Source organism: Caballeronia glebae (assembly GCF_001545035.1).
In the GTDB taxonomy this organism is placed as follows: Bacteria; Pseudomonadota; Gammaproteobacteria; order Burkholderiales; family Burkholderiaceae; genus Caballeronia; species Caballeronia glebae.
Map to the genome: position 1 here is coordinate 1 of NZ_FCOJ02000079.1, position 20,676 is coordinate 20,676.

Sequence of the window (20,676 nt, forward strand, 5' to 3'; positions counted from 1 at the left end):
CGCGAGCACGACGCTGCCGCCGCGCACGCCGAGCGTGAGCGCCGCGCCCATCGAACCGATCAGCGAAAGCAGCGGCGTGCCGATCAGAAGCGACGCCATCAGCATGAGGATCGTGTGCGCATCGAGCCCGTATTCGAGCGCAACGACGGGCGCGAGCACGACGAGCGCGAGACCGGTCGTGATCCAGTGCGCGGCGATCTTGCCGAACACGATGCCCGCGAGCGGCTGCGGCGAAAGCAGCATCTGTTCGAGCGCGCCGCTCGCGAAATCGTTGCTGAACAGTTGGCCGGCGGAAAGCAGCGCCGCGAACAGGGCCGTGACCCACAGCACGCCCGGCGCGATCGCGTGCAGAAGCTTCGCATCGGGACCGATGCCGAGCGGAAACAGGCTCGACGCCAGCACGAAAAAGAGCAGCACGGAAAGCGTCACGGTGCGCGAGCGCCAATTCAGAAGCAACTCGCGCCGGATCACCTGAAGCGTCAGCGCGTTCATGCCGCGCTCCGTTCGAGACAAAGATGGCGAGTGCGCGCGGCATCGACGGGAAGCGGGCGATGCGTCGTCGCGACGAGCGTGCCGTTTTCGCGCAAGTGATCGTCGATGCACGCGGCGAACCAGAGCGCGCCCGCTTCGTCGATCGCTTCGGTGGGTTCGTCGAGCAGCCAGAGCGGTTTGTGCGTGAGCACGAGTCGCGCGAGCGCCACGCGCCGCCGCTGTCCTTGCGACAGCCGGTTCAAACGCGTGTGCATGAGCGGCAGCACGCCGGCGCGGTCGAGCGTCTCATTCATGCGCTCGTTCATGCGCGCGGCGTTCGCGCCGAGCAACGCGGCAAAGCGAAGATTTTCCGCGACCGTCAGTTCGCCGTTGAAGCCATCGGCGTGGCCGAGATATGCAAGATCGAACCTGAAGCGCGCGGGATCGTCGCGCACGTTCACGCCGCGCCACGAAACGTCACCCGCGGCGGGCGGCAACAGACCCGCGAGCGCGGCGATCAGCGAACTCTTGCCACTTCCGTTCGCGCCGTGAATCAGCAACGCCGCGCCGTCATCGACGCACAGATCCACGCCGGCCACGATCGTGCGGCGGCCACGCATCACGTCGAGTTGCCGGGCGCTGAGCATCGATGTCTCCTCTCGTGGCGTGGTTTACTGCTTCTTTCTGTCCTCGATCTCTTGAGCCTTCGTCATGTTCGGCAGCTCATGCGCGATGCCCTTGTGGCAATCGATACATGTCTTCTCGCCCGTCTCCAGAAAGCGTTGATGCGCTTCTTGCGCGCGCGGGCTCTGCCGCGTGAAATCCATGTACTGGAAGGAGTGACAGTTGCGGCATTCGAGCGAGTCGTTCGCCTTGAAGCGCGACCATTCGTGCTCGGCCAGTTCCAGGCGTTTATCGAGGAATTTCTCGCGCGTGCTCACCGTGCCGAAGATCTTCGCCCACACTTCCTTCGACGCCTGCATCTTGCGCGCGATCTTGTCGGTCCAGTTGTGCGGCACGTGGCAGTCCGAACACTTCGCGTGCACGCCCGTGCGATTGCTGAAGTGGATGGTGTTCTTCAGCTCGGCATAGGTGTTGTCGCGCATCTCGTGACAGCCCGTGCAGAACACTTCGGTGTTGGTCAACTCCATCGCCGTGTTGAAGGCGCCCCAGAAAATCACGCCCGCGATAAAGCCGCCCAGCGTCAGAAAGCCGAGACTGTAAAAGAGGCTCGGTCTGCGAATGGTGATCCAGTAGCGCTTGATCAGTGCCCACATAATGGTCGCTCATCGCTTTTTGGTCTTGGCAGGCTGCTGCCTGATGTCCTCGACGGCGACGAACGAATTGCCGACGAGCGGTTTCGTATCTGCCTGCGGAACGTGACATTGCGTGCAGAAGTAACGGCGCGGCGACAGATGTCCGGACACGGCGCTTTCGCGATCCATGTAATGCGACACCGCCACCGGCACCGCGCCGCTCTCTTCGGCGCGGCTGCGCGCGTGACACGCGAGACAGCGGTTCGCGTTCTTGTCGAGCTGATAGTTGTCGATCTTGTGCGGGATCGTCGGCGGCTGCTGTGCGTAGTTGAGACCGCGTATCACGTCCTTGTTCTCGGTCGGCGCGATGAGCGGCGCCTTCGGCTCCTCGTCGAGCGGCGCCGTGCCGCGCAGCGCATCGTGAAACGGCACACCGGGCACCGTGGGTTGCGCGATCGCGAGCGCGGCCAGCGCAAGAAGCGAAGTGATGACGATGGCTATGAGCGTGCGCATGGCGTTTGCTCCTAGACGCGCACGATCTTGACCGCGCACTTCTTGTAGTCGGTCTGGAACGAGATCGGGTCGGTGGCGTCGAGCGTCACCTTGTTGATGAGCTGGCTCGCATCGAACCACGGTACGAAGACGAGTCCGCGAGGCGGCTTGTCGCGGCCGCGCGTCTCCACGCGTGTGCGCATCTCGCCGCGCCGCGAAATCACGCGCACTTCCACGCCGCGCCGGATACCGAGCGCTTTCGCGTCGTCGGGATGCATGAAGCACACCGCGTTCGGAAACGCGCGATAAAGCTCGGGCACGCGGCGCGTCATCGATCCCGAATGCCAGTGTTCCAGCACGCGGCCGGTCGAAAGCCAGAACGGAAACTCCTTGTCCGGCGATTCGGCAGGCGGTTCGTAGGGTAGCGCGTAGATCACCGCGCGGCCGTCGGGGTTGCCGTAGAACTGCCAGTCGGCGCCGGCCTTCACGTACGGATCGGAGCCTTCCTTGTAGCGCCAGAGCGTTTCCTTGCCATTGACGACCGGCCAGCGAATGCCGCGCGCCTGGTGATACATGTCGAACGGCGCGAGATCGTGACCGTGGCCGCGTCCGAAGCTCGCGTATTCCTCGAACAATCCCTTCTGGATATAGAAGCCGAACGCGGCGGCCTCGTTGTTGCGATACTTCGCATCCACTTGCGAAGCGGGGAACTTGTCAACCTGGCCGTTACGATAGAGCACGTCGTAGAGCGTCTTGCCCTTGTATTCGGGCTTTTTCGCGATCAACTCGGCGGGCCAGACTTCCTCGACCTTGAAGCGCTTCGAGAATTCGACGAGTTGCCAGAGATCCGAATGCGCGCCGCCGGGCGCCTGCACCAGCTGATGCCAGAACTGCGTGCGCCGCTCTGCGTTGCCATAGGCGCCTTCCTTCTCGACCCACATCGCGGACGGCAGGATCAGATCGGCGGCGACGGCCGTGACCGTGGGATAAACATCGGATACGACAACGAAATTCGACTCGTTGCGATATCCCGGCAGCGCCTCGTTGTTGATGTTCGCGGCGGCCTGCATGTTGTTGTTGACCATCACCCAATAGGCGTTGATCTTGCCGTCTTTCAGCATGCGGTTTTGCTGGACCGCGTGATAGCCCGGCTTGTCGGGAATCGTTCCCTCGGGCAGCTTCCAGATATGCTCCGCTTCCTCGCGATGCTTCGGGTTGGTCACGACCATGTCGGCGGGCAACCGATGCGAGAACGTGCCGACTTCGCGCGCCGTGCCGCACGCGGACGGCTGGCCGGTCAGCGAGAAGGGGCTATTGCCCGGCGTCGAGATTTTTCCCGTCAGCAAGTGCAGGTTGTAGACCATGTTGTTGGCCCACGTGCCGCGCGTATGCTGGTTGAAGCCCATCGTCCAGAACGATACGACCTTCGTCTTCGGGTCCGCGTATAGCTGCGCGAGCTGGTCGAGCTTGTTCTTCGGCACGCCGGAAAGCTTCGTCACATAGGCTGCGTCGTAGCGCGAGACGAACTGCGCGAATTCTTCGAAGGTGATGGGTTGCGAGCCGTTCGGATCGCCCGCGTTCTTCGCCGCCTTCTGCAGCGGATGGTCGGGCCGCAGCCCGTAACCGATATCCGTGTTCCCCTTCTTGAAGTTCGTATGCTTGTCGACGAAATCGCGGTTCACCTTGCCGTTCTTGATGATGTAATTCGCGATGTAGTTCATGATCGCGAGATCCGATTGCGGCGTGAAGATGATGGTCTGGTCGGCGAGATCGAACGAACGATGCTCGAACGTCGACAGCGTAACGACGCGCACGTTCTGGTTCGAGAGCCGCCGCGCCGTCACGCGCGTCCACAACACCGGATGCATCTCGGCCATGTTGGAGCCCCATAGCACGAAGGCATCGGTGGCCTCGATGTCGTCGTAGCAGCCCATCGGCTCGTCCATGCCGAAGGTGCGCATGAAGCCCGTCACGGCCGAAGCCATGCAGTGCCGCGCATTCGGATCGATGTTGTTGCTGCGAAAGCCCGCCTTCATCAGCTTGACGCCCGCGTAGCCTTCCCACACGGTCCATTGCCCCGAGCCGAACATGCCGATTGCCGTCGGCCCTTTCTCCTTCAGCACGCGCTTGAACTGCTCGGCCATCACGTTGAACGCGGTGTCCCACGACACCGGCAGAAACTCGCCGTTCTTGTCGAACTTGCCGTCTTTCATGCGCATGAGCGGCGTGGTCAGACGGTCCTGGCCATACATGATTTTCGAGAGAAAATAGCCTTTCACGCAGTTGAGCCCGCGATTCACTTCCGCTTGTGGATCGGCCTGCGTCGCGACGACCTGATTGCCCTTCACGCCGACGAGCACACCGCATCCCGTGCCGCAAAAGCGGCAGGGCGCTTTCGACCAGGCGATGTCGTCGGTCTGGGCGAGCGCCTGCATGCCGGGCAGCGTGATGCCCGCGGACGCCGCCGCCGTAGTAGCGGCGGTCTGTTTAATGAACGCGCGACGAGTCAGTATCATCGACGATGTCCTCGGTGAGCGGATCGGTGGCTTCGTGATGTTGATAGACGAGCGCGGTGCTAATGACATCCGGAATGGATTGCACCGCCTGCAATTGTTCTGCGACGCAGGAGGATCGATCGCTTTCCAGCGTGAGAACGATCTTGCCGTCCGGGCTCGATCCATGAACCTGCGCACCGGGCAAAGCCGCGAGCGCGCGCTCAATTCGCTGCAGCGCTTCTATACGGCCGTATACAACGACCCCGGCTATGTGAAACTCGCAGGACTGATTGGTCTTATCGGCGTAACGATCGTTGCTATTGGCGGGCTTGAGGTCCATTTAATTTAAATAGTCGCGACGCTCGTTAATGATGTGGCGGGCCGCCGAACAGCATTTGATAGAACCACACCGCGAATCCGTAAGTGGCGATGATCATGACCGTGAGCACGGGAACCATGACGACGGTCAGAAACAGAAAGCTGCGCAATTCTTCGGATTTGCGAATTTTGTCTTTCTCTTCCATGGGACAGTCAGATCTCGGTTGGCGATGTGGGGAGGCCAGCGCGAAAGATGACCTTCATTGTTGGTTTAAAAATGCATCTTTTCAAGTCGAATATCGCGCTATGCCGGCGACGAATTGTGAAACGGTTGATTAATTGCCATCGCATGAAACGTGACGGAAGCTGATGCAATCGAAGCGAATCGTTTCGCGTTCTTGAACGTATGACGGCGAGGTGAACGACATGTGCACGGTGCGTAATGCTGATTTTCGCGCGCGCGATACCGCTTTCGTCCTGATCCGAACTTCGCATTGCGCGTAGCTTTTTAGAATGCGGTCACTTCTTCGATAACGGACATCAACGCATCATGCCGAGCAAACTCGAATTCGCCACGCCTGAAGGCCGCGTCTTGCTTTCCATCGACGACACCCAGTTCATGGCCTACGACGCGGGCGAACTCGCAATGCGTTCGACGCGGGATTTCGTCGAGCGCATGCAGTCGATAGGATTCGACGAACTCGCGCAAACCTATGCGCGGCTTCTCGCGCAGAACAAGGTGTCGGTCATGGAATTGCGCGAAGCCCGCGAAGACGCCGAAGCGTGGCTCGCCAACAGGGAAGAAGACAGCGTGATCGCTGACCGCATCATGCCGCGGCTGGACGAATTGCGCGAAACGATCACGCGCACGCAGGCCGACATGCGCGAAAACGTCGAGCGGCTGGCGGCGCTCGCGGCGGCGTGCGATTGCGCGCTCCGTCAGATTCCGGGTTATCGGCCGCCTCTGCGCAGTCAGAGATAATACGGAGTGCGATTTAATAAAGCGGTTAGACGCATCGCTGAACGACGACGCGTACACTCGAAAGTATCGAACGAGGACCGCGATGGCAAAGCGCACACCGGAGCCGTGGTATCAACCGCCGCAAGAGGAAAGCTGCGCGCTGTGCGGGCGCGCGGTGCCGCTTTCCGAGCGCGATCTGCACCATCTCGTGCCGAAATCGCAGGGAGGAAAGCAGACCGCGGTGCTTCATCGCATCTGTCATCGGCAATTGCATGCGCTTTTCACCGAGAAGGAACTGGCGCAGCGCTATTCGACCGTCGAAGCGCTGCTCGCGCATGAAGCGGTGCAGAGCTTCGTCGAATGGGTGAGGACGAAGCCGAATAGTTTCTATCAGCGCACTCGGCGATCGGGCGCGCGTTCGCGCTGAGCGCCCACTCATTGTGCGCAGGAAGTATCGCCCTGATACGCCTTCATGCCGAAGCGCTGCAGGATGAAGCTTTCGACGACGAGATGCATATCCGCTTCGCGCGGCCGCGTGCCCCAGCGGCTGTTGCCCGCCACCGACGCCACCGTGAACCACGATTGCGGCGGAAACAATTCGACGCGCAGCATGTCGCGTTCGAAGATCCTGAGTCGCCCCGTATCGATATGAAACTCGGCGCTGACCGCGCCGCCCCGCATGCCGATGCTCGCCGTGATGGCTTTTGCTTTCATCGTTCCGCTCTCTCGAATGCTTTTGCCGGGAAGTGCGATCTTCACGGCGTCGATTGTCAAATTCTCCAACGACACGCGCCGCGCGCGGTCGTCTCGGCAGATAATTCCTTATAGGCATACAGTACTGACGTTGCGTGTCTCCGCCTAAATACCGGCGCGATCGGCAAGTCGCTCGCAACGCGTGGCGGCGCATGATGGCGAACGTTCGTTGCCGCACACAAAGACCATCTGGCACGTCTAGTCCGATAACCGCGCTTCTCCGCCCGGAGCAAGCGCCGGTCCTGTTCACACGATGCAAATCAAAGAAGGAAGCAAACCATGCTGAAAGCGTATTCCTATGCAGCATCCGCAGCCGACAAACCGCTCGGCCCGCATGAAATCCAGCGCCGCGATGTCGGCCCGAACGATGTGCGCATCGACATTCTGTTTTGCGGCGTGTGTCACTCCGACCTGCATATGGCCAGAAACGAATGGGGCGGCACGAACTATCCGGTCGTGCCGGGCCATGAAATCGTCGGGCGCGTAGCCGAAGCCGGTTCGGACGTGTCGAAGTTCAAGGTCGGCCAACTCGCGGGCGTCGGCTGCATGGTGGATTCATGCCGCGTCTGCAATGCCTGCAAGGACGGCCTCGAACAATATTGCGAGAGCCCCGAGAGCTTTACGCAGACGTACAACTCGCCGGATAAGAAGTCGGGCGGCGTGACCTTCGGCGGCTATTCGACAAGCATCGTCGTCGACGAGGCGTTCGTGTTGAGTATCCCCGAGAATCTCGAACTCGCGGCCGTCGCACCGTTGCTGTGCGCGGGCATCACCACGTACTCGCCGCTGCGCCACTGGAACGTGCAGAAGGGACACAAGGTCGGCATCGTGGGTCTCGGCGGATTGGGTCACATGGGCGTGAAGATCGCCGCCGCGATGGGCGCGCACGTCGTGCTCTTCACGACGTCGCCGGGCAAGATCGAGGACGCGAAGCGTCTGGGCGCGCACGAAGTCGTGGTCTCGAAAGATCCGGCTCAGATGGCGGCGCACGCGAACAGTTTCGATTTCATTCTGAACACGGTGGCGGCGTCGCACGATCTCGATCAGTTCATGGCGCTGCTCAAGCGCGACGGCACGATGACGCTCGTCGGCGCGCCAGAGCATCCGCATCCGTCGCCTTCGGTGATGAACATGATCTTCAAGCGCCGCTCGCTCGCCGGATCGCTCATCGGCGGAATTGCCGAGACGCAGGAGATGCTCGATTTCTGCGGCCAGCACGGGATCACGTCGGACATCGAGATGATTCGCATGGACGAGGTCAACCGCGCGTATGAGCGCATGTTGAAGAGCGATGTGAAGTATCGCTTCGTGATCGACATGGCGACGATGGAGAAGTAAGCCTGCGTGTCTAGCGGGGCGATTTCATCGCCTCGCGCATCCTCTCGACAAAGCGCTCGGTCACGGCCGGCAACGTCCTGCCGCGCTTTTTCACGATGGCGATCGGCCGCACGAACGCCGGATGGTCGATCGGCTTCACCACGAGCCCCGGTTCGGCGCGCACCTCGCGCGCGGTCTCGGGCAGGATCGTCACGCCGAGGCCGCCGCGCACCATCGCGACGGCGGTCATCATGTAAGTCGGCTCGCACGCTATGTCCAGCGCTTCGCGCGTCTCGCTGAGCGCGGCATCGACGACTGCGCGCACGCTCGTGCCCGGCGCGGTCAGCACGAGCGCCGAGCGCGCGAGATCGTCCAGCACGATATGGCGTTTCTTCGCGAGCGCATGCGCCTTCGGACACACGACGACGAGCCGGTCCACGCCCGCATGCAGCACTTCGAGCAACGGATCGGGCACATCGCCGCCGGTCAGCCCGATATCGACTTCCTCGCTACGCACGAGCGCATTCACGGTGCTCGCCACGACGTCGCGAATCTGAAAGACCACGCGCGGCACCTCGCGCTTCATGCCGATGATCAACTCGGGCAGCACGCTTGCCGCGAACGTCGGCAGGCACGCGATGCGGATCGTGCCGCTTTCGCCCTCGCCCATTGCGCGCGCATCGCGCAACACGTTCTCCATGTCGCGCAAGGACTTGCGCAGGAGCGGCAGCAATTCGCGCCCGGTCGGCGTCAGCGCGACGTTGCGGCTATTGCGGTCGAAGAGCCGCGCGCCGACCGCGTCCTCCAGCCGGCGTATCTGCACGGTCAGCGCGGGCTGCGACAAATGCAGCCGTTCCGCCGCGCGCGTGAAACTGCCCGCCTCGGCCACGGCGACGAGTGCGCGAATATCGCGAAGATTCAGATCCATTATGGTTCGTGATAGCTGCGATCAAATCATTTCAATTGTGTTATTGCCGCTCCGAACTTACTCTCGACTCCATCAAAAAACAAGATTCGGAGACACGTCATGCTGCCGTTGCTCGGCCTTGCCACCATCGTCGTCCTGCTCGGGGCGATTCTTTCCAAACGGATGTCGCCGCTCGTCGCGCTCATCATCGTGCCGATCGCGGCGTCGCTGATCGGCGGCTTCGGCCTCTCGACGAGCAAGTTCGTCATAGACGGGCTGAAGAGCCTCGCGCCGGTCGTCGGCATGTTCGTGTTCGCGATTTTGTACTTCGGCACGATCACGGACGCGGGCACGCTCGATCCGATCATCGATCGCATCCTGCGCGCCGTCGGCACGAAGCCGACACGCATTGTGATGGGCACGACGCTGCTCGCGCTGCTCATCCATCTCGACGGTTCGGGCGCCGTGTGCTTCCTCGTCACGATTCCCGCGATGTTGCCGCTCTACGATCGTCTGAACATGGACAAGCGCGTGCTCGCCGCGGCCGTTTCGATGGCGGCGGGCATCAACTTCCTGCCGTGGACCGGGCCGATGATCCGCGCATCGGCGTCGCTGCATCTGCCGATCTCGGCGCTGTTCAACCCGCTGATTCCGGTGCAGGCGATCGGCCTCGCGTTCGTGTTCGGCATGGCGTGGTGGCTCGGCCGACGCGAGGAAAAGCGTCTCGGATATTCGAGCGCGAACGGCGCGATTCCGCTTCCGAAACGCGAACTCACGCCGGAAGAGCAGGCGCTGCGCCGCCCGAAGAACTTCTGGTTCAACATCGTGCTGACCGTCGTCGTGCTCGGCACAATGGTCGCGATGGGCGAGAAGATTCCGCCCGCGATCATGTTCATGGTCGGCCTGTGCATCGCGCTGATGGTGAATTACCCGAACGTCGACATGCAGCGAAAGCGTATCGATGCGCACGCTCGCGCCGCGCTGATGATGGCCGGCATTCTGCTCGCGGCGGGCGTGTTCACCGGCGTCATGCAAGGCAGCGGCATGTTGAAGGCGATGGCGCAGGCGGCCGTCGGCTTCGTGCCGCCCGCTTTTGCCGGCCACATTCCCGTCGTGCTCGGCCTCTTGTCGATGCCGCTCTCGATGCTCTTCGATCCCGATTCGTTCTATTTCGGCGTGTTGCCGGTAGTCGCCGAAGTGGCGGCGCAGCTCGGCGTGCCGGCGGTTCACGTCGGCCAGGCGGCGCTGCTCGGTCAGATGACGACCGGCTTTCCCGTGAGCCCGCTCACGCCCGCGACGTTTCTCGTCGTCGGCTTGTGCGGCATCGATCTCGCGGATCATCAGAAGTTCACGTTCCCGCTGCTGTTCGGCGCGTCGATCGTCATGACGATCGCGTGCGTCGTGCTGGGCGTGTTTCCGCTTTAATCCACACCGGATGACGTCATGAAAGAGACCATCAGAATCGGCGCGGGCGCGGGCTACTCGGGCGATCGCATCGAGCCTGCCGTCGAACTCGCGGAGCACGGCGCGCTCGACTATCTCGTGTTCGAGTGCCTCGCCGAACGCACGATCGCGATCGCGCAGCAGGCGCGCCGCAACGATCCCGAACTCGGCTACGACCCGTTGCTCGAAGCGCGCATGCGCGCCGTGCTGCCGGTCGCGGCGAAGAACGGCGTGCGCATTGTCTCGAACATGGGCGCGGCGAATCCGCGCGCGGCGGCGAGAAAAACCGCGCAGATCGCGCGCGAACTCGGCCTGCACGGATTGAAGATCGCGGCCGTCGCCGGCGACGACGTGCTCGATGTCGTCCTGCGTTCGCATCTGCGCTTCGAGGAATCCGGCGACGACGTGAGCGCGTATGCCGAGCGCATCGTGTCGGCGAATGCGTATCTCGGCGCGGCGCCGATCGTCGCTGCGCTCGCGGCCGGCGCGGACATCGTATTGACCGGGCGCGTCGCGGACCCGTCGCTGTTCACCGCGCCGCTCATCCACGAATTCGGCTGGAAGATGGACGACTGGGCGATGCTCGGGCAGGCGACCGTCGTCGGTCATTTACTCGAATGCGCGGGGCAGGTGACGGGCGGCTATTTCGCCGATCCGGGCTACAAGGACGTGAACGATCTCGCGCGCCTCGGCTTTCCGATCGGCGAGGTGAGCGCGGACGGCTCGGTCGTCGTGACGAAAGTGCCGAACGCTGGCGGCTGCGTCACCGAGGCGACGTGCAAGGAACAATTGCTCTATGAAATTCACGATCCGGCCCGTTACTTTCAGCCGGATGTCGTCGCGGATTTCACGCAGGTGCGCGTGATGCAGGAGGCGCGAGACCGCGTGCGCGTATCGGGCGGACGCGGCGACGCGCGCACCGGCACGCTGAAAACGTCGGTCGCCTATGTCGATGGCTACATCGGCGAAGGGCAGATTTCCTACGGCGGTCCGGGCGCGCTCGCACGTGCGCGGCTCGCGCTCGATATCGCACGCGAACGGCTTTCGATCACGGGCGTCGACACAAGCGAACTTCGCTTCGATCTGATCGGCGTGAATGCGCTTTACGGCGACGCGCTCGCCGCGCACGGCGAAGAGCCGTTCGAAGTACGCGTGCGCGTCGCGGGCCGAACGTCGAGCGCGAAGGAAGCGGCGCGCATCGGCAACGAGATCGAAACGCTCTATACCAACGGCCCGGCGGGCGGCGGCGGCGTGACGAAGGCGACGCGCGAAGTCATCGCCGTGCAATCCGTGTTGCTCGGGCGCGAGCATGTGAAGCCCGTTTTCGAATTCGTGGAGGCAAGCGATGAAACTGCGTGAACTGGCGCACGGCCGCACCGGCGACAAGGGCAACACGCTGAACGTATCGGTGATCTGCTTCGATGCGAAGCACTACGCGCATCTGCGCGAGCAACTGACGCCCGAGCGCGTGAAGGCGCATCTCGCCGATGTCGTGAAGGGCGACGTCGTGCGTTACGAATTGCCGTTACTGCATGCTTTCAATTTCGTTCTGGGTCATGCGCTCGGCGGCGGCGTCACGCGTTCGCTCGCGCTCGACGCGCACGGCAAATCGATGAGTTCGGCGTTGCTCGACATCGAAATCGATGAGTTTTCCTAAGACGAAAGCGGCGGCGTTCGACGATGGAAAGCCGCCGCTCTCGACGCGACTTACTCCACCGACGCCGTTTTCACGGGCCGCGCGGACTCGGCAGGCAACACTGAAGTCAGCACGTTGGCCGGCACATGCTGCGCCTCTTCCTGCGATACCGCGCCGACGAACTTCCATCCCGACGGCATCTTCACGAACGTGAAGCCGGTCGGCTGATCGACGAACACTGAATACGGCGCGGGCGATGCCGCCGCCGTGGTCTGCGCGAACGACACCAGCGGGCTGATTAACAACAACGCTGCGGCAAGCGCGGACAAAGTCGATTTCATGACGACACTCCTGAGATGATTCCGAGATTTATGTGACGATCGATACAGATATTTAAACATCGGCGCGAGACAACGTCCAGTTATTTTGTTACGATCGACACATAATTCAGAATTGCAATGCGTGCAGCAATCGCGGGCACGCGCAAGGAGCGAGACATGTCGTCGGAAGCGGGGGAGACGCAGCACAAGGCGCGCGGGCGGCCGCGCGCGTTCGATCGCGAAGCGGCGTTGCGAAACGCAATGGAAGTGTTCTGGGCGAAGGGCTTCGACACATGCTCGATGGCCGATCTCGTCGAGGCAATGGGCATCAATTCGCCGAGCCTCTACGCCGCGTTCGGCAGCAAGGAAGATCTGTATCGCGAGGCGGTCGCGCTCTACACGGACGCTGAAGGCGGCGCGGCGCTCAGGCAGTTGCAGGCGCACGAATCCGTGCGCGACGGACTGCGCGCGATGTTCCGCGCGAGCGTCGAGTTGTTCACCGGCTTGCCGAATCCGCGCGGCTGCATGATCTTTCTGGGCGCAATGTCCGTCGGCGACGAGCACGCGCAGTTGCGCGCCGAGATGCGCAAGCGCAGGCGCAAGGTCGCGTCGATCGTCGCGGCGCGGCTTTCAACGGGCGTCGAAAATGGCGAACTCGACGCGCGCACTGACGTTCAGGCGCTGGCCGCGTTGTGCATGACGCTGTTCGCGGGCCTGTCGATTCAGGCGCAGGACGGCGTGCGCAGGGCGGCGCTGTTCGCGGCCATCGACCAGTTCATCGCGACGCTGCCGCTGCGCGCGAAACGTTGAACGCGGCTCGCGCACACGGCGCGCGCCGTCACGACTTTCTATTCCTTGACTTTCTAAACGATTACGCGCGAGCATGAAAATTCGCGCGGAGCCGCTGCGCGCGAATCGACTTTGTACGTAGTCCATACATAAACATCACACCGATGATGCCGCGCCCGTCCACGCCACGGCAGCAAATCCGCCTTTGCACCGCGAGCGACGGCGTGCGCATCGCGTACGCGACGTGCGGCCGCGGCCCGCCGCTCATCAAGGCGGCGAACTGGCTCAGTCATCTGGAGCTCGACTTCACGAGCCCGGTCTGGAGCCATCTGATGCTGGAGTTATGCAGCCGCCACACGCTGATCCGCTACGATCAGCGCGGCTGCGGTCTCTCCGATCGCGACGTCGGCGAAATTTCCTTCGATGCCTGGCTGCGCGATCTCGAAACCGTCGTCGATGCGAGCGGCCTCGCGCGCTTTCCGCTGCTGGGGATCTCCCAGGGCGCGTCGATTGCCATCGCGTATGCGGTCGCGCATCCGGAGCGCGTCACGCATCTCGTGCTGTACGGCGGCTACGCGCGTGGCCGTCTGAAACGGTCGTGCGATCCGGCGCTGCGCGAGGAAGCCGAAATGCTCGTGAAGCTCGCGGAACTCGGCTGGGGCAAGCAGAATCCGGCGTTTCGTCAGTTCTTCACGACGCAGTTCATTCCCGGCGGCACGCCGGAGCAGCATCACTGGTTCAACGAACTCGAACGCCTGACGACCACGCCGCGCAACGCAGCGCGCATCATGCGCGTGTTCAACGACATCGACGTGGTCGAGCTGCTGCCGCGCGTGCAATGTCCGACGCTCGTGCTGCACGCGAGCGGCGATGCGCGCGTGCCGTTCGACGAAAGCCGTCTGCTCGCGGGGCAGATTTCCGGCGCGCGCTTCGTGCCGCTCGAAAGCGAGAACCACCTCACGCTCGAATGCGAACCCGCGTGGGAGCGCTGGCGCGAGGAAATGCGGGCGTTCCTGCCATCGGCGCAGGTGAGCGATCCGGCGTTCTCCGCGCTGACGCCGCGTGAGCGCGATATCGTCGAATTGCTCGCGGGCGGGCGCGACAACGCGCAGATCGCCGCGCGCCTCGCGCTGAGCGAGAAGACGGTGCGCAATCACATCACCAGCATCTTCGCGAAGCTCGAAGTCGAAAGCCGCGCGCAGGCCATCGTGCTCGCGCGTCGCGCGGGCTTCGACGCACCCGCCGCCTGAGCGCTTCGGGACACACGTCCCCCTTCATCGCCGCCAAAACCCAGTGTCCCGGTTCACGACCGGGACGTGCGCCTCATGTGCGAAAGCGCGCCGCTCCCGAGAATGATTCGCAGAACGGTGACGCGACGAATGACATGCCGACCTGTTCGACGCAGCGCGCTGGCTTCAACGCAGACCATACGGCGCGCATTCCTCGCAGTCATCGACGCAGAGTCGTTCCGGAGTTAGCACATGAAAGCTGTTCAGCACGAATCCGAGTCCACGAAGAAGATCAGCCCGCAGCAACGTTATGCGAAGTGCATCGAAGTGTCGCGCCGCATCCGCTGGGATATCGATCGCGACGTATTGCGCGGGCGTCATTTCGATCCCGCGCACAAGTTCATGCCCGACGGGCTATCCGAAGTGAATCGCCTGCCGTTTCTGGACGCGCGCGAACGCCGTCTGATGTCGCAGATTCAGGGCCGCACGTATGCCAACATGTTCGGCATGATCGAGCGTTTCGTCGGCGCGAAGATGCTCGAAGTCGGGCGCGATCACGCGCTCGGCGATCAGACGGCGCTCGAAGCGATCGTCCGTTTCACCGATGAAGAACTGAAGCATCAGGCGCTGTTTCGCCGTGTCGAAGCGCTCGCGGGCCAAGCGCTGCCGCCGGGGTATCGCTTCATCGCGCAGGCCGACGAAGTAGCCGCGTTCGTGCTCGGCAAGTCCACCTGGTCGATTCTCGCGCTGACGTGTTGCGTCGAAATCGTCACGCAGGTCCATTACCGGCAGAGCATGGAGAGCGACGCCAGTCTCTCGCCGCTTTTCAAGGACATCTTTCTGTTCCACTGGAAAGAGGAGTCGCAGCACGCGATCATCGACGAACTGGAGTGGGTGCGCGAGGACGCGCGTCTCGACGACGATGCACGCGACGCCGCGATCGGCGATCTGATCGAACTCATCGCGGCTATCGACGGCATGATGCAGGCGCAAGCCGCCGCCGATGCTCAATACTTCGTCGCGCAACTCGACCGCGCGCTTTCCGCTGATGAAGAGGCGCGCGTGCATGCGGGACTGGTCGACGCGTATCGCTGGCAGTACATCATCTCGGGCGTCGATGAGCCGCGCTTCGGCGAGATCCTGGCGAGCATGATCACCGAGGCGCAGGGCGAGCGTCTCGGCGCGGCGCTTGCGCCAATCAGACGCCGCGCGCTCGTCAGCGAGTCCGACGCGCTCGCATGAGCGGTTCGGCAAGAAGCACGAAGGCCGGGTGACAACGCCCGGCCTTCTCATTTTCGAAGGCGATACGTAAGACAAAAGCGTTTGCTGCTCTGCAAAACGCTGAATTGCCGGGAAAATCTAGTCGTTACCGATGTACTGAAGCCGTTATTTTTCGGGCAACATTGGGGAAATCAGGTAGTCGCCGTCTGCTGTCCCAAACTGATAACTAGATTGGACCAACATGCTCGCCGAACCGTTGCCGCACGCATCCGACATCGAAAAATTCGCTGAAGACCACGAGCGCTTCGCGCGACACACGCCGCCCGAAATATCCATCGTTCTGCGCACGCTCGTGCAGCGCCGCGACATGCTGACGGTGACGAGCGGGCGCGGGCAGATCGTCACGCAATTACTGGAAATCGACGTGCGTGCGGCGCGCATCGTGTTCGACTGGGGCGGCGTCGAGTCGGACAACCGTGCGTTGCTCGAAGCGCGGCAGTTGTATTTCAAGGGCGCGCCGGACGGCGTGCGCGTCGAATTCACGACGCTCGCCGCGCACGCCGTGACCTACGAAGGACGGCAGGCGTTCGAAGTTTCGTTCCCCGAGAAGCTCTATCATTTCCAGCGCCGCGAATACTTCCGCGTGCCGACGCCGATTCTCGAACCCTTCTACGCGAAAGGCGCATTCGCCGACGGTGAATCGTTCAGCTACGAAGTGCATGATCTCTCTCTCGGCGGGCTCGCGTTGCGCATGGACACGCCGCGTCTCGCGCAGACGGAGCCGGGCACGCTGTTCAACGACGTCGTGCTCCATCTCGGTCCGGGCGCGGCGCTGCCAGTCGATCTCGAACTCGTGTCGCCGCGCACCGTGACCACGCCGCGCGGCGATGTGCGTTATGTCGTCGGCTTTCGCTTCGTGCGGCTTTCGGGCGCGGCGGAGAGCGTGCTGCAACGGCTCATCACGCGCATGGAGGCGAAGCGCCGCAGTCTTTCGGCCTGAGCGGGAAAGCGGCGCACGCGTGGAGTAAAATGCGTGCCTCTTTCCACTGCAAGACGACGCATGTTGCGCAAGGCCTGGCGCGGAGAAGAACGCTTCTGGAAAGTCTGGTGGCTGTTGGGCGTGCCGATCCACCTCGTGTGGTGGTTCGTCTATCTCGACCTCTGGACGAGCGGCGTCACTCCCGAAACATTCCTGTTGATCACCGTCTGGTTCTGGCCCGGCATGCTGGGCGTATTCGCCGTGTGCTCGGCGTTGTATCTGCTTTGGTGCGCGCTCGCATGGCGCTGCGCGGGAAATGTCGATCGGCGCGTGTGGACGATTCTCGCGCGCGTGCTGATCGGCGTCGGGCTCGGGTCGTTTCTCACCGAATGCGCGTTGATCGTCACCGCGCCTTTCGCCTGAATCGTCTAGCGTCGAAATCATCGCGTTCAAATCCGGCTGACGCACGCGCCCGGTCAATTCGCGTGCACAATGTCCGAGCTTGCAGCACGCCTACAACGAACGGACAAAGACGCGCATGCTCAACGAATTCTTCAAGACGGTCCTCGTGATCGTCGCCGGATTGTTCCCGATCATCAATCCTCCCGCGACGGCGCTCGTCGTGCTGAGCATGCTGCCGCATATCGGCGACGCAGATCGCGCCGAGCTCGCGCGACGCATCTGCATCAACAGTTTCGTGATTCTGCTGGCGTCGCTTTCCATCGGCGCTTACGTGCTCTCGTTCTTCGGCATTTCGATTCCGGTGTTGCGCGTGGCGGGCGGTCTTGTCGTCGCGATGGCGGGCTGGAATCTGCTCCAGACGCCCGATGACGACGACGAGAGCGCCGAACCCGCGCCCGCGCCCCGCGGCGGCGCCACGCTCCGCGCGAAAGCGTTCTATCCGCTGACGCTGCCGATCACCGTCGGTCCGGGCGCGATCGCCGTCGCCATCGCGCTCGGCACGGGCTCGCCGCGCCACGGTGTGCAACCGGTGCATCTCGCCGGCGTGGGCGTCGGGCTCGTCATCCTGTGCGCGAGCATCTATGTGTGCGTGCGCTTCGCTGGGCACTTGGAGCGTCTGCTCGGCGCCGTCGGCACGCAGGTCGCGATGCGCCTCTTCGCGTTCATCATCTTCTGCATCGGCGTGCAGATTCTCTGGCTCGGCCTATCCGAGTTGATCGCGTCGGTTCCACTCACGATCAAGTAGCGGATTTCCCCGGACAAATCCCGAGCGACGCTCGTCCATGAGGGCGCTACGCTCTTTCGACATCGAATGGTAGCGCTACCATCAGGAGACATCGCTTGACTTCGACTCGCAAGAAGCCGGAAGACCTTCGCAGTCACCGCTGGTACGGCGTGAACGACCTGCGCTCGTTCGGCCACCGCTCGCGCACGGCGCAAATGGGCTATCACCCGTCCGATTACATGGGCAAGCCGGTCATCGCCGTGATCAATACGTGGAGCGAGATCAACCCGTGCCATACGCATTTCAGGCAGCGTGCCGAGGAAGTGAAGCGCGGCATCTGGCAGGCGGGCGGTTTTCCTGTCGAGATGCCGGTGATGACGCTCGCCGAGCCGTTTCAGAAGCCGACGACCATGCTCTATCGCAATTTCCTCGCGATGGAAGTCGAGGAAGTGCTGCGCTCGTATCCGTTCGACGGCTGCGTGCTGATGGGCGGCTGCGACAAGACCACGCCCGGTCTGCTGATGGGCGCGATCAGCATGAATGTGCCCGCGATCTATCTCCCCGCCGGCCCGATGTTGCGCGGCGACTGGAACGGCCGCACGCTCGGCAGCGGCTCGGACACGTGGAAATACTGGGCGGAATTGCGCGCGGGCAAGATCACCGAGGACGAATGGAAGGGCGTGGAAAGCGGCATCGCGCGCTCGCCGGGCCATTGCATGACGATGGGCACGGCATCGACTATGACGAGCGCCGCCGAAGCGCTCGGCATGACGCTACCGGGCTTTGCATCGATTCCGGCGGTGGACTCGCGGCATGCGCAGTACGCGTCGCTGACGGGCCAGCGCATCGTCGAGATGGTGTGGACGGACCTCAAACCGTCGGACATTCTCACGCCGAAGTCCTTCGACAACGCGGTGACGACCGTGCTCGCGCTCTCCGGCTCGACGAACGCGATCGTGCATCTCGTGGCGATCGCGCGCCGGGCGGGCGTGCCGCTCACGACGGCGCGCTTCGATGAACTGGCGCGCGTGACGCCCGTCATCGGCAATATCCGCCCGGCCGGCAAGTATCTGATGGAAGACTTTTTCTATGCGGGCGGCCTGCGCGCGCTGCTCGCCGAACTCGGCGATCTGATCGATCGATCGCAACTAACCGTCAATGGCGCGACGCTCGGCGAGAACATCGTGGACGCCGAAATTTTCAACGACGACGTGATTCGTCGCCGCGACAACCCGCTCGTGCCGAACGACGGCCTCGCCGTGCTCACTGGCAACCTCGCGCCCGACGGCGCCGTCATCAAGCCGGCGGCGATGGAAGCGCATTTGCTGAAGCATCGCGGGCCGGCGGTCGTATTCACGGATTACGCCGACATGGCCGCGCGCATCGACGACGAAGCGCTCGACGTCAGCGCCGATTCGGTGATCGTGCTGCAGCACGCGGGTCCGGTTGGCGCGCCGGGCATGCCGGAGTGGGGCCAGTTGCCGATTCCGCAAAAGCTGTTGAAGCAGGGCGTGCGCGACATGGTCCGCATCTCCGATGCGCGCATGAGCGGCACGAGCTACGGCGCGTGTGTGTTGCATGTGGCGCCGGAATCGTTCGTCGGCGGGCCGCTCGCGCTCGTGAAAGATGGCGATATGGTCGAACTGGATGTGCCCGCGCGCCGACTGCATCTCGACGTCGGCGAAGACGAACTCGCCGCGCGCAAGGCTGTGTGGAAAGCGCCGCGGCGTCCGTTCGAGCGAGGCTTCGGCGTGATGCATCAACTGCATGTGACGCAAGCCGACAAGGGCTGCGACTTCGATTTTCTCGAAGAGAAATTTGCGACCGGCGGCGAGCCGGACATTCACTGAGAGACGCGACTTCATGACGACCCAGGACATAGCCATTTCCGATGAGACGATCGAGCTGCTGCGTCACGTCAGCACCGCGACGCTCACCACGCAACTTTTCAAGCGCGGCTTGCGCAATGTGTTCCTGCAAGGCGTGGCGCCGCTCGTGAAGCCCGCGAAGGGCGCGTCGAACATGGTGGGACCGGCGTTCACGCTGCGCAATATTCCGGCGCGCGAGGATATCGATCACGTGGGGGTGTTTCAGGACCCGGATCATCCGCAGCGCAAGGCTGTCGAGACCGCGCCGCCAGGCAGCGTGCTGGTGCAGGATTGCCGCGGCGAGCGCGCGGTTGCATCGACGGGATCGATTCTCATGACGCGTCTCAGAATTCGCGGCGTCGCGGGCATGGTGTCGGACGGTTGCGTGCGCGATTCGGGCACGATCGGCGATATCGGTTTGCCGCTTTTCTGCGCGGGCGCGAGCGCGCCGCTCAATCTCGCGAAGCATCACGCCGTCGATATGAACGTGCCGATCGCGTGCGGCGGCGTGGCGGTGTATCCGGGCGATATCGTCGTCGGCGATGTGGATGGTGTGGTGATCGTGCCGCGTTATATGGCGGCGGAAGTCGCGCGGGATGCGACCGAGCAGGAGATCATGGAGGAGTTTCTGTCGGCGCGGGTGGAGGATGGCGCGATGCTGCGGGGCACGTATCCGCCGGATGAGGAGACGCTTGCCGCGTATAGGGTTTGGCGGGAGGGGCGGGGGTGAAGGGGGTCGGTCGCTGGATGCTGTGGTCGGGTTGGTTTGTTGGCGTTGCGCCAGTGCGGGGCGGCAGGCACTTCTTTTTGCAGCGGAAAGAAAGTCACCAAAGAACGCAGCTATCCCCATCCAAAGTGCTTCACGCCGGCCGCGGCGCAGGCGATTGGCTTGTGGTCCAGCAGTGCGAGTGCCCTAATAAGCGGAACCGGGCTTGGCTCGTGCACGTATGACCGACTGCTTCCAACAGGCCGCGCCGATCAAGCTCTTTGCGCCGGTCGCGTTTCGAGCGTCCCTTTCGTAGGCAACCGCGCTCG

24 protein-coding genes are annotated in these 20,676 nt (G+C 63.0%); 14 read left to right on the forward strand and 10 right to left on the reverse strand.

Annotation, left to right across the window (positions count from 1 at the left end; all coding sequences use genetic code 11):
* From ccmB to napE, 7 genes are all read right to left on the reverse strand, one after another.
* Window positions 1-492: heme exporter protein CcmB (gene ccmB / locus AWB82_RS32865; RefSeq protein WP_086973470.1), on the reverse strand; the 492-nt coding region annotated here is incomplete at its 3' end.
* On the reverse strand, window positions 489-1,118 hold the full coding sequence (gene ccmA, locus AWB82_RS32870) for a cytochrome c biogenesis heme-transporting ATPase CcmA (protein ID WP_086973471.1): 630 nt from the start codon (window positions 1,116-1,118) through the stop codon (window positions 489-491). The genes ccmA and ccmB, both read right to left, overlap by 4 nt.
* 24 nt (window positions 1,119-1,142) lie before the next feature.
* Window positions 1,143-1,748: a NapC/NirT family cytochrome c gene (locus tag AWB82_RS32875; protein ID WP_086973472.1), complete on the reverse strand. Its 606-nt coding sequence runs from the start codon at window positions 1,746-1,748 to the stop codon at window positions 1,143-1,145.
* Window positions 1,749-1,757: 9 nt separating this feature from the next.
* Window positions 1,758-2,240, reverse strand: coding sequence for a nitrate reductase cytochrome c-type subunit (locus AWB82_RS32880; protein ID WP_086973473.1), 483 nt, complete (start codon window positions 2,238-2,240; stop codon window positions 1,758-1,760).
* Between the two features lie 11 nt (window positions 2,241-2,251).
* Complete coding sequence (gene napA / locus AWB82_RS32885) at window positions 2,252-4,735, reverse strand: periplasmic nitrate reductase subunit alpha (protein WP_086973474.1); 2,484 nt, start codon at window positions 4,733-4,735, stop codon at window positions 2,252-2,254.
* Window positions 4,707-5,054, reverse strand: coding sequence for a chaperone NapD (locus tag AWB82_RS32890; protein WP_086973475.1), 348 nt, complete (start codon window positions 5,052-5,054; stop codon window positions 4,707-4,709). Before AWB82_RS32890 ends, napA begins: the two co-directional genes overlap by 29 nt.
* Before the next feature lie 25 nt (window positions 5,055-5,079).
* Window positions 5,080-5,238, reverse strand: coding sequence for a periplasmic nitrate reductase, NapE protein (gene napE, locus AWB82_RS32895; RefSeq protein ID WP_086973476.1), 159 nt, complete (start codon window positions 5,236-5,238; stop codon window positions 5,080-5,082).
* Window positions 5,239-5,582: 344 nt separating this feature from the next.
* Between napE and AWB82_RS32900 the strand changes: the two genes are divergently transcribed.
* Window positions 5,583-6,014, forward strand: coding sequence for a hypothetical protein (locus AWB82_RS32900; RefSeq protein WP_086973477.1), 432 nt, complete (start codon window positions 5,583-5,585; stop codon window positions 6,012-6,014).
* An 82-nt stretch (window positions 6,015-6,096) separates the two neighbouring features.
* Entirely contained in the window at window positions 6,097-6,420 is a 324-nt protein-coding gene (locus AWB82_RS32905; protein WP_086973478.1) for an HNH endonuclease, read from the forward strand.
* 8 nt (window positions 6,421-6,428) lie between these two features.
* Here AWB82_RS32905 and AWB82_RS32910 read toward each other — a convergent pair whose 3' ends face one another.
* Entirely contained in the window at window positions 6,429-6,707 is a 279-nt protein-coding gene (locus tag AWB82_RS32910) for a hypothetical protein (RefSeq protein ID WP_086973499.1), read from the reverse strand.
* 318 nt (window positions 6,708-7,025) lie between these two features.
* On the opposite strand from AWB82_RS32910, the gene AWB82_RS32915 reads away from it, so the two are divergent.
* Complete coding sequence (locus AWB82_RS32915; RefSeq protein ID WP_086973479.1) at window positions 7,026-8,084, forward strand: NAD(P)-dependent alcohol dehydrogenase; 1,059 nt, start codon at window positions 7,026-7,028, stop codon at window positions 8,082-8,084.
* Between the two features lie 10 nt (window positions 8,085-8,094).
* Here AWB82_RS32915 and AWB82_RS32920 read toward each other — a convergent pair whose 3' ends face one another.
* Complete coding sequence (locus AWB82_RS32920) at window positions 8,095-8,991, reverse strand: LysR family transcriptional regulator (protein ID WP_086973480.1); 897 nt, start codon at window positions 8,989-8,991, stop codon at window positions 8,095-8,097.
* A 99-nt stretch (window positions 8,992-9,090) separates the two neighbouring features.
* Here AWB82_RS32920 and AWB82_RS32925 point away from each other — a divergent pair, with 99 nt between their 5' ends.
* The 3 genes from AWB82_RS32925 to AWB82_RS32935 are packed head-to-tail and all read left to right on the forward strand — an operon-like array spanning window position 9,091 to window position 12,070.
* Window positions 9,091-10,395 (forward strand): CitMHS family transporter, encoded by a 1,305-nt coding sequence (locus AWB82_RS32925; RefSeq protein ID WP_086973481.1) that lies wholly within the window; start codon window positions 9,091-9,093, stop codon window positions 10,393-10,395.
* 18 nt (window positions 10,396-10,413) lie between these two features.
* On the forward strand, window positions 10,414-11,772 hold the full coding sequence (locus tag AWB82_RS32930) for an acyclic terpene utilization AtuA family protein (protein WP_086973482.1): 1,359 nt from the start codon (window positions 10,414-10,416) through the stop codon (window positions 11,770-11,772).
* Window positions 11,759-12,070 carry an AtuA-related protein gene (locus tag AWB82_RS32935; protein ID WP_086973483.1) on the forward strand — a complete coding sequence of 104 codons (312 nt, stop codon included), beginning with the start codon at window positions 11,759-11,761 and terminating at the stop codon, window positions 12,068-12,070. The genes AWB82_RS32930 and AWB82_RS32935 overlap by 14 nt, the downstream gene beginning before the upstream one ends.
* A gap of 50 nt (window positions 12,071-12,120) precedes the next feature.
* Here AWB82_RS32935 and AWB82_RS32940 read toward each other — a convergent pair whose 3' ends face one another.
* Window positions 12,121-12,390, reverse strand: coding sequence for a hypothetical protein (locus AWB82_RS32940; RefSeq protein ID WP_086973484.1), 270 nt, complete (start codon window positions 12,388-12,390; stop codon window positions 12,121-12,123).
* Between the two features lie 117 nt (window positions 12,391-12,507).
* Here AWB82_RS32940 and AWB82_RS32945 point away from each other — a divergent pair, with 117 nt between their 5' ends.
* The 8 genes from AWB82_RS32945 (at window position 12,508) to AWB82_RS32980 (ending at window position 20,371) form a co-directional block, all read left to right on the forward strand.
* Window positions 12,508-13,179: a TetR/AcrR family transcriptional regulator gene (locus AWB82_RS32945; protein WP_235023534.1), complete on the forward strand. Its 672-nt coding sequence runs from the start codon at window positions 12,508-12,510 to the stop codon at window positions 13,177-13,179.
* Window positions 13,180-13,322: 143 nt separating this feature from the next.
* Window positions 13,323-14,408: an alpha/beta fold hydrolase gene (locus tag AWB82_RS32950; protein ID WP_086973486.1), complete on the forward strand. Its 1,086-nt coding sequence runs from the start codon at window positions 13,323-13,325 to the stop codon at window positions 14,406-14,408.
* Window positions 14,409-14,639: 231 nt separating this feature from the next.
* Window positions 14,640-15,629 carry a diiron oxygenase gene (locus tag AWB82_RS32955; RefSeq protein ID WP_086973487.1) on the forward strand — a complete coding sequence of 330 codons (990 nt, stop codon included), beginning with the start codon at window positions 14,640-14,642 and terminating at the stop codon, window positions 15,627-15,629.
* A 220-nt stretch (window positions 15,630-15,849) separates the two neighbouring features.
* Window positions 15,850-16,608: a flagellar brake protein gene (locus AWB82_RS32960; protein WP_086973488.1), complete on the forward strand. Its 759-nt coding sequence runs from the start codon at window positions 15,850-15,852 to the stop codon at window positions 16,606-16,608.
* Window positions 16,609-16,668: 60 nt separating this feature from the next.
* Window positions 16,669-17,010 (forward strand): hypothetical protein, encoded by a 342-nt coding sequence (locus AWB82_RS32965; RefSeq protein WP_086973489.1) that lies wholly within the window; start codon window positions 16,669-16,671, stop codon window positions 17,008-17,010.
* A gap of 115 nt (window positions 17,011-17,125) precedes the next feature.
* Entirely contained in the window at window positions 17,126-17,794 is a 669-nt protein-coding gene (locus AWB82_RS32970) for a MarC family protein (protein ID WP_086973490.1), read from the forward strand.
* A 95-nt stretch (window positions 17,795-17,889) separates the two neighbouring features.
* Complete coding sequence (gene araD, locus AWB82_RS32975; RefSeq protein WP_086973491.1) at window positions 17,890-19,623, forward strand: L-arabinonate dehydratase; 1,734 nt, start codon at window positions 17,890-17,892, stop codon at window positions 19,621-19,623.
* Window positions 19,624-19,636: 13 nt separating this feature from the next.
* Window positions 19,637-20,371 carry a ribonuclease activity regulator RraA gene (locus AWB82_RS32980; protein ID WP_086973492.1) on the forward strand — a complete coding sequence of 245 codons (735 nt, stop codon included), beginning with the start codon at window positions 19,637-19,639 and terminating at the stop codon, window positions 20,369-20,371.
* The last annotated feature ends 305 nt before the right edge of the window (window positions 20,372-20,676 follow it).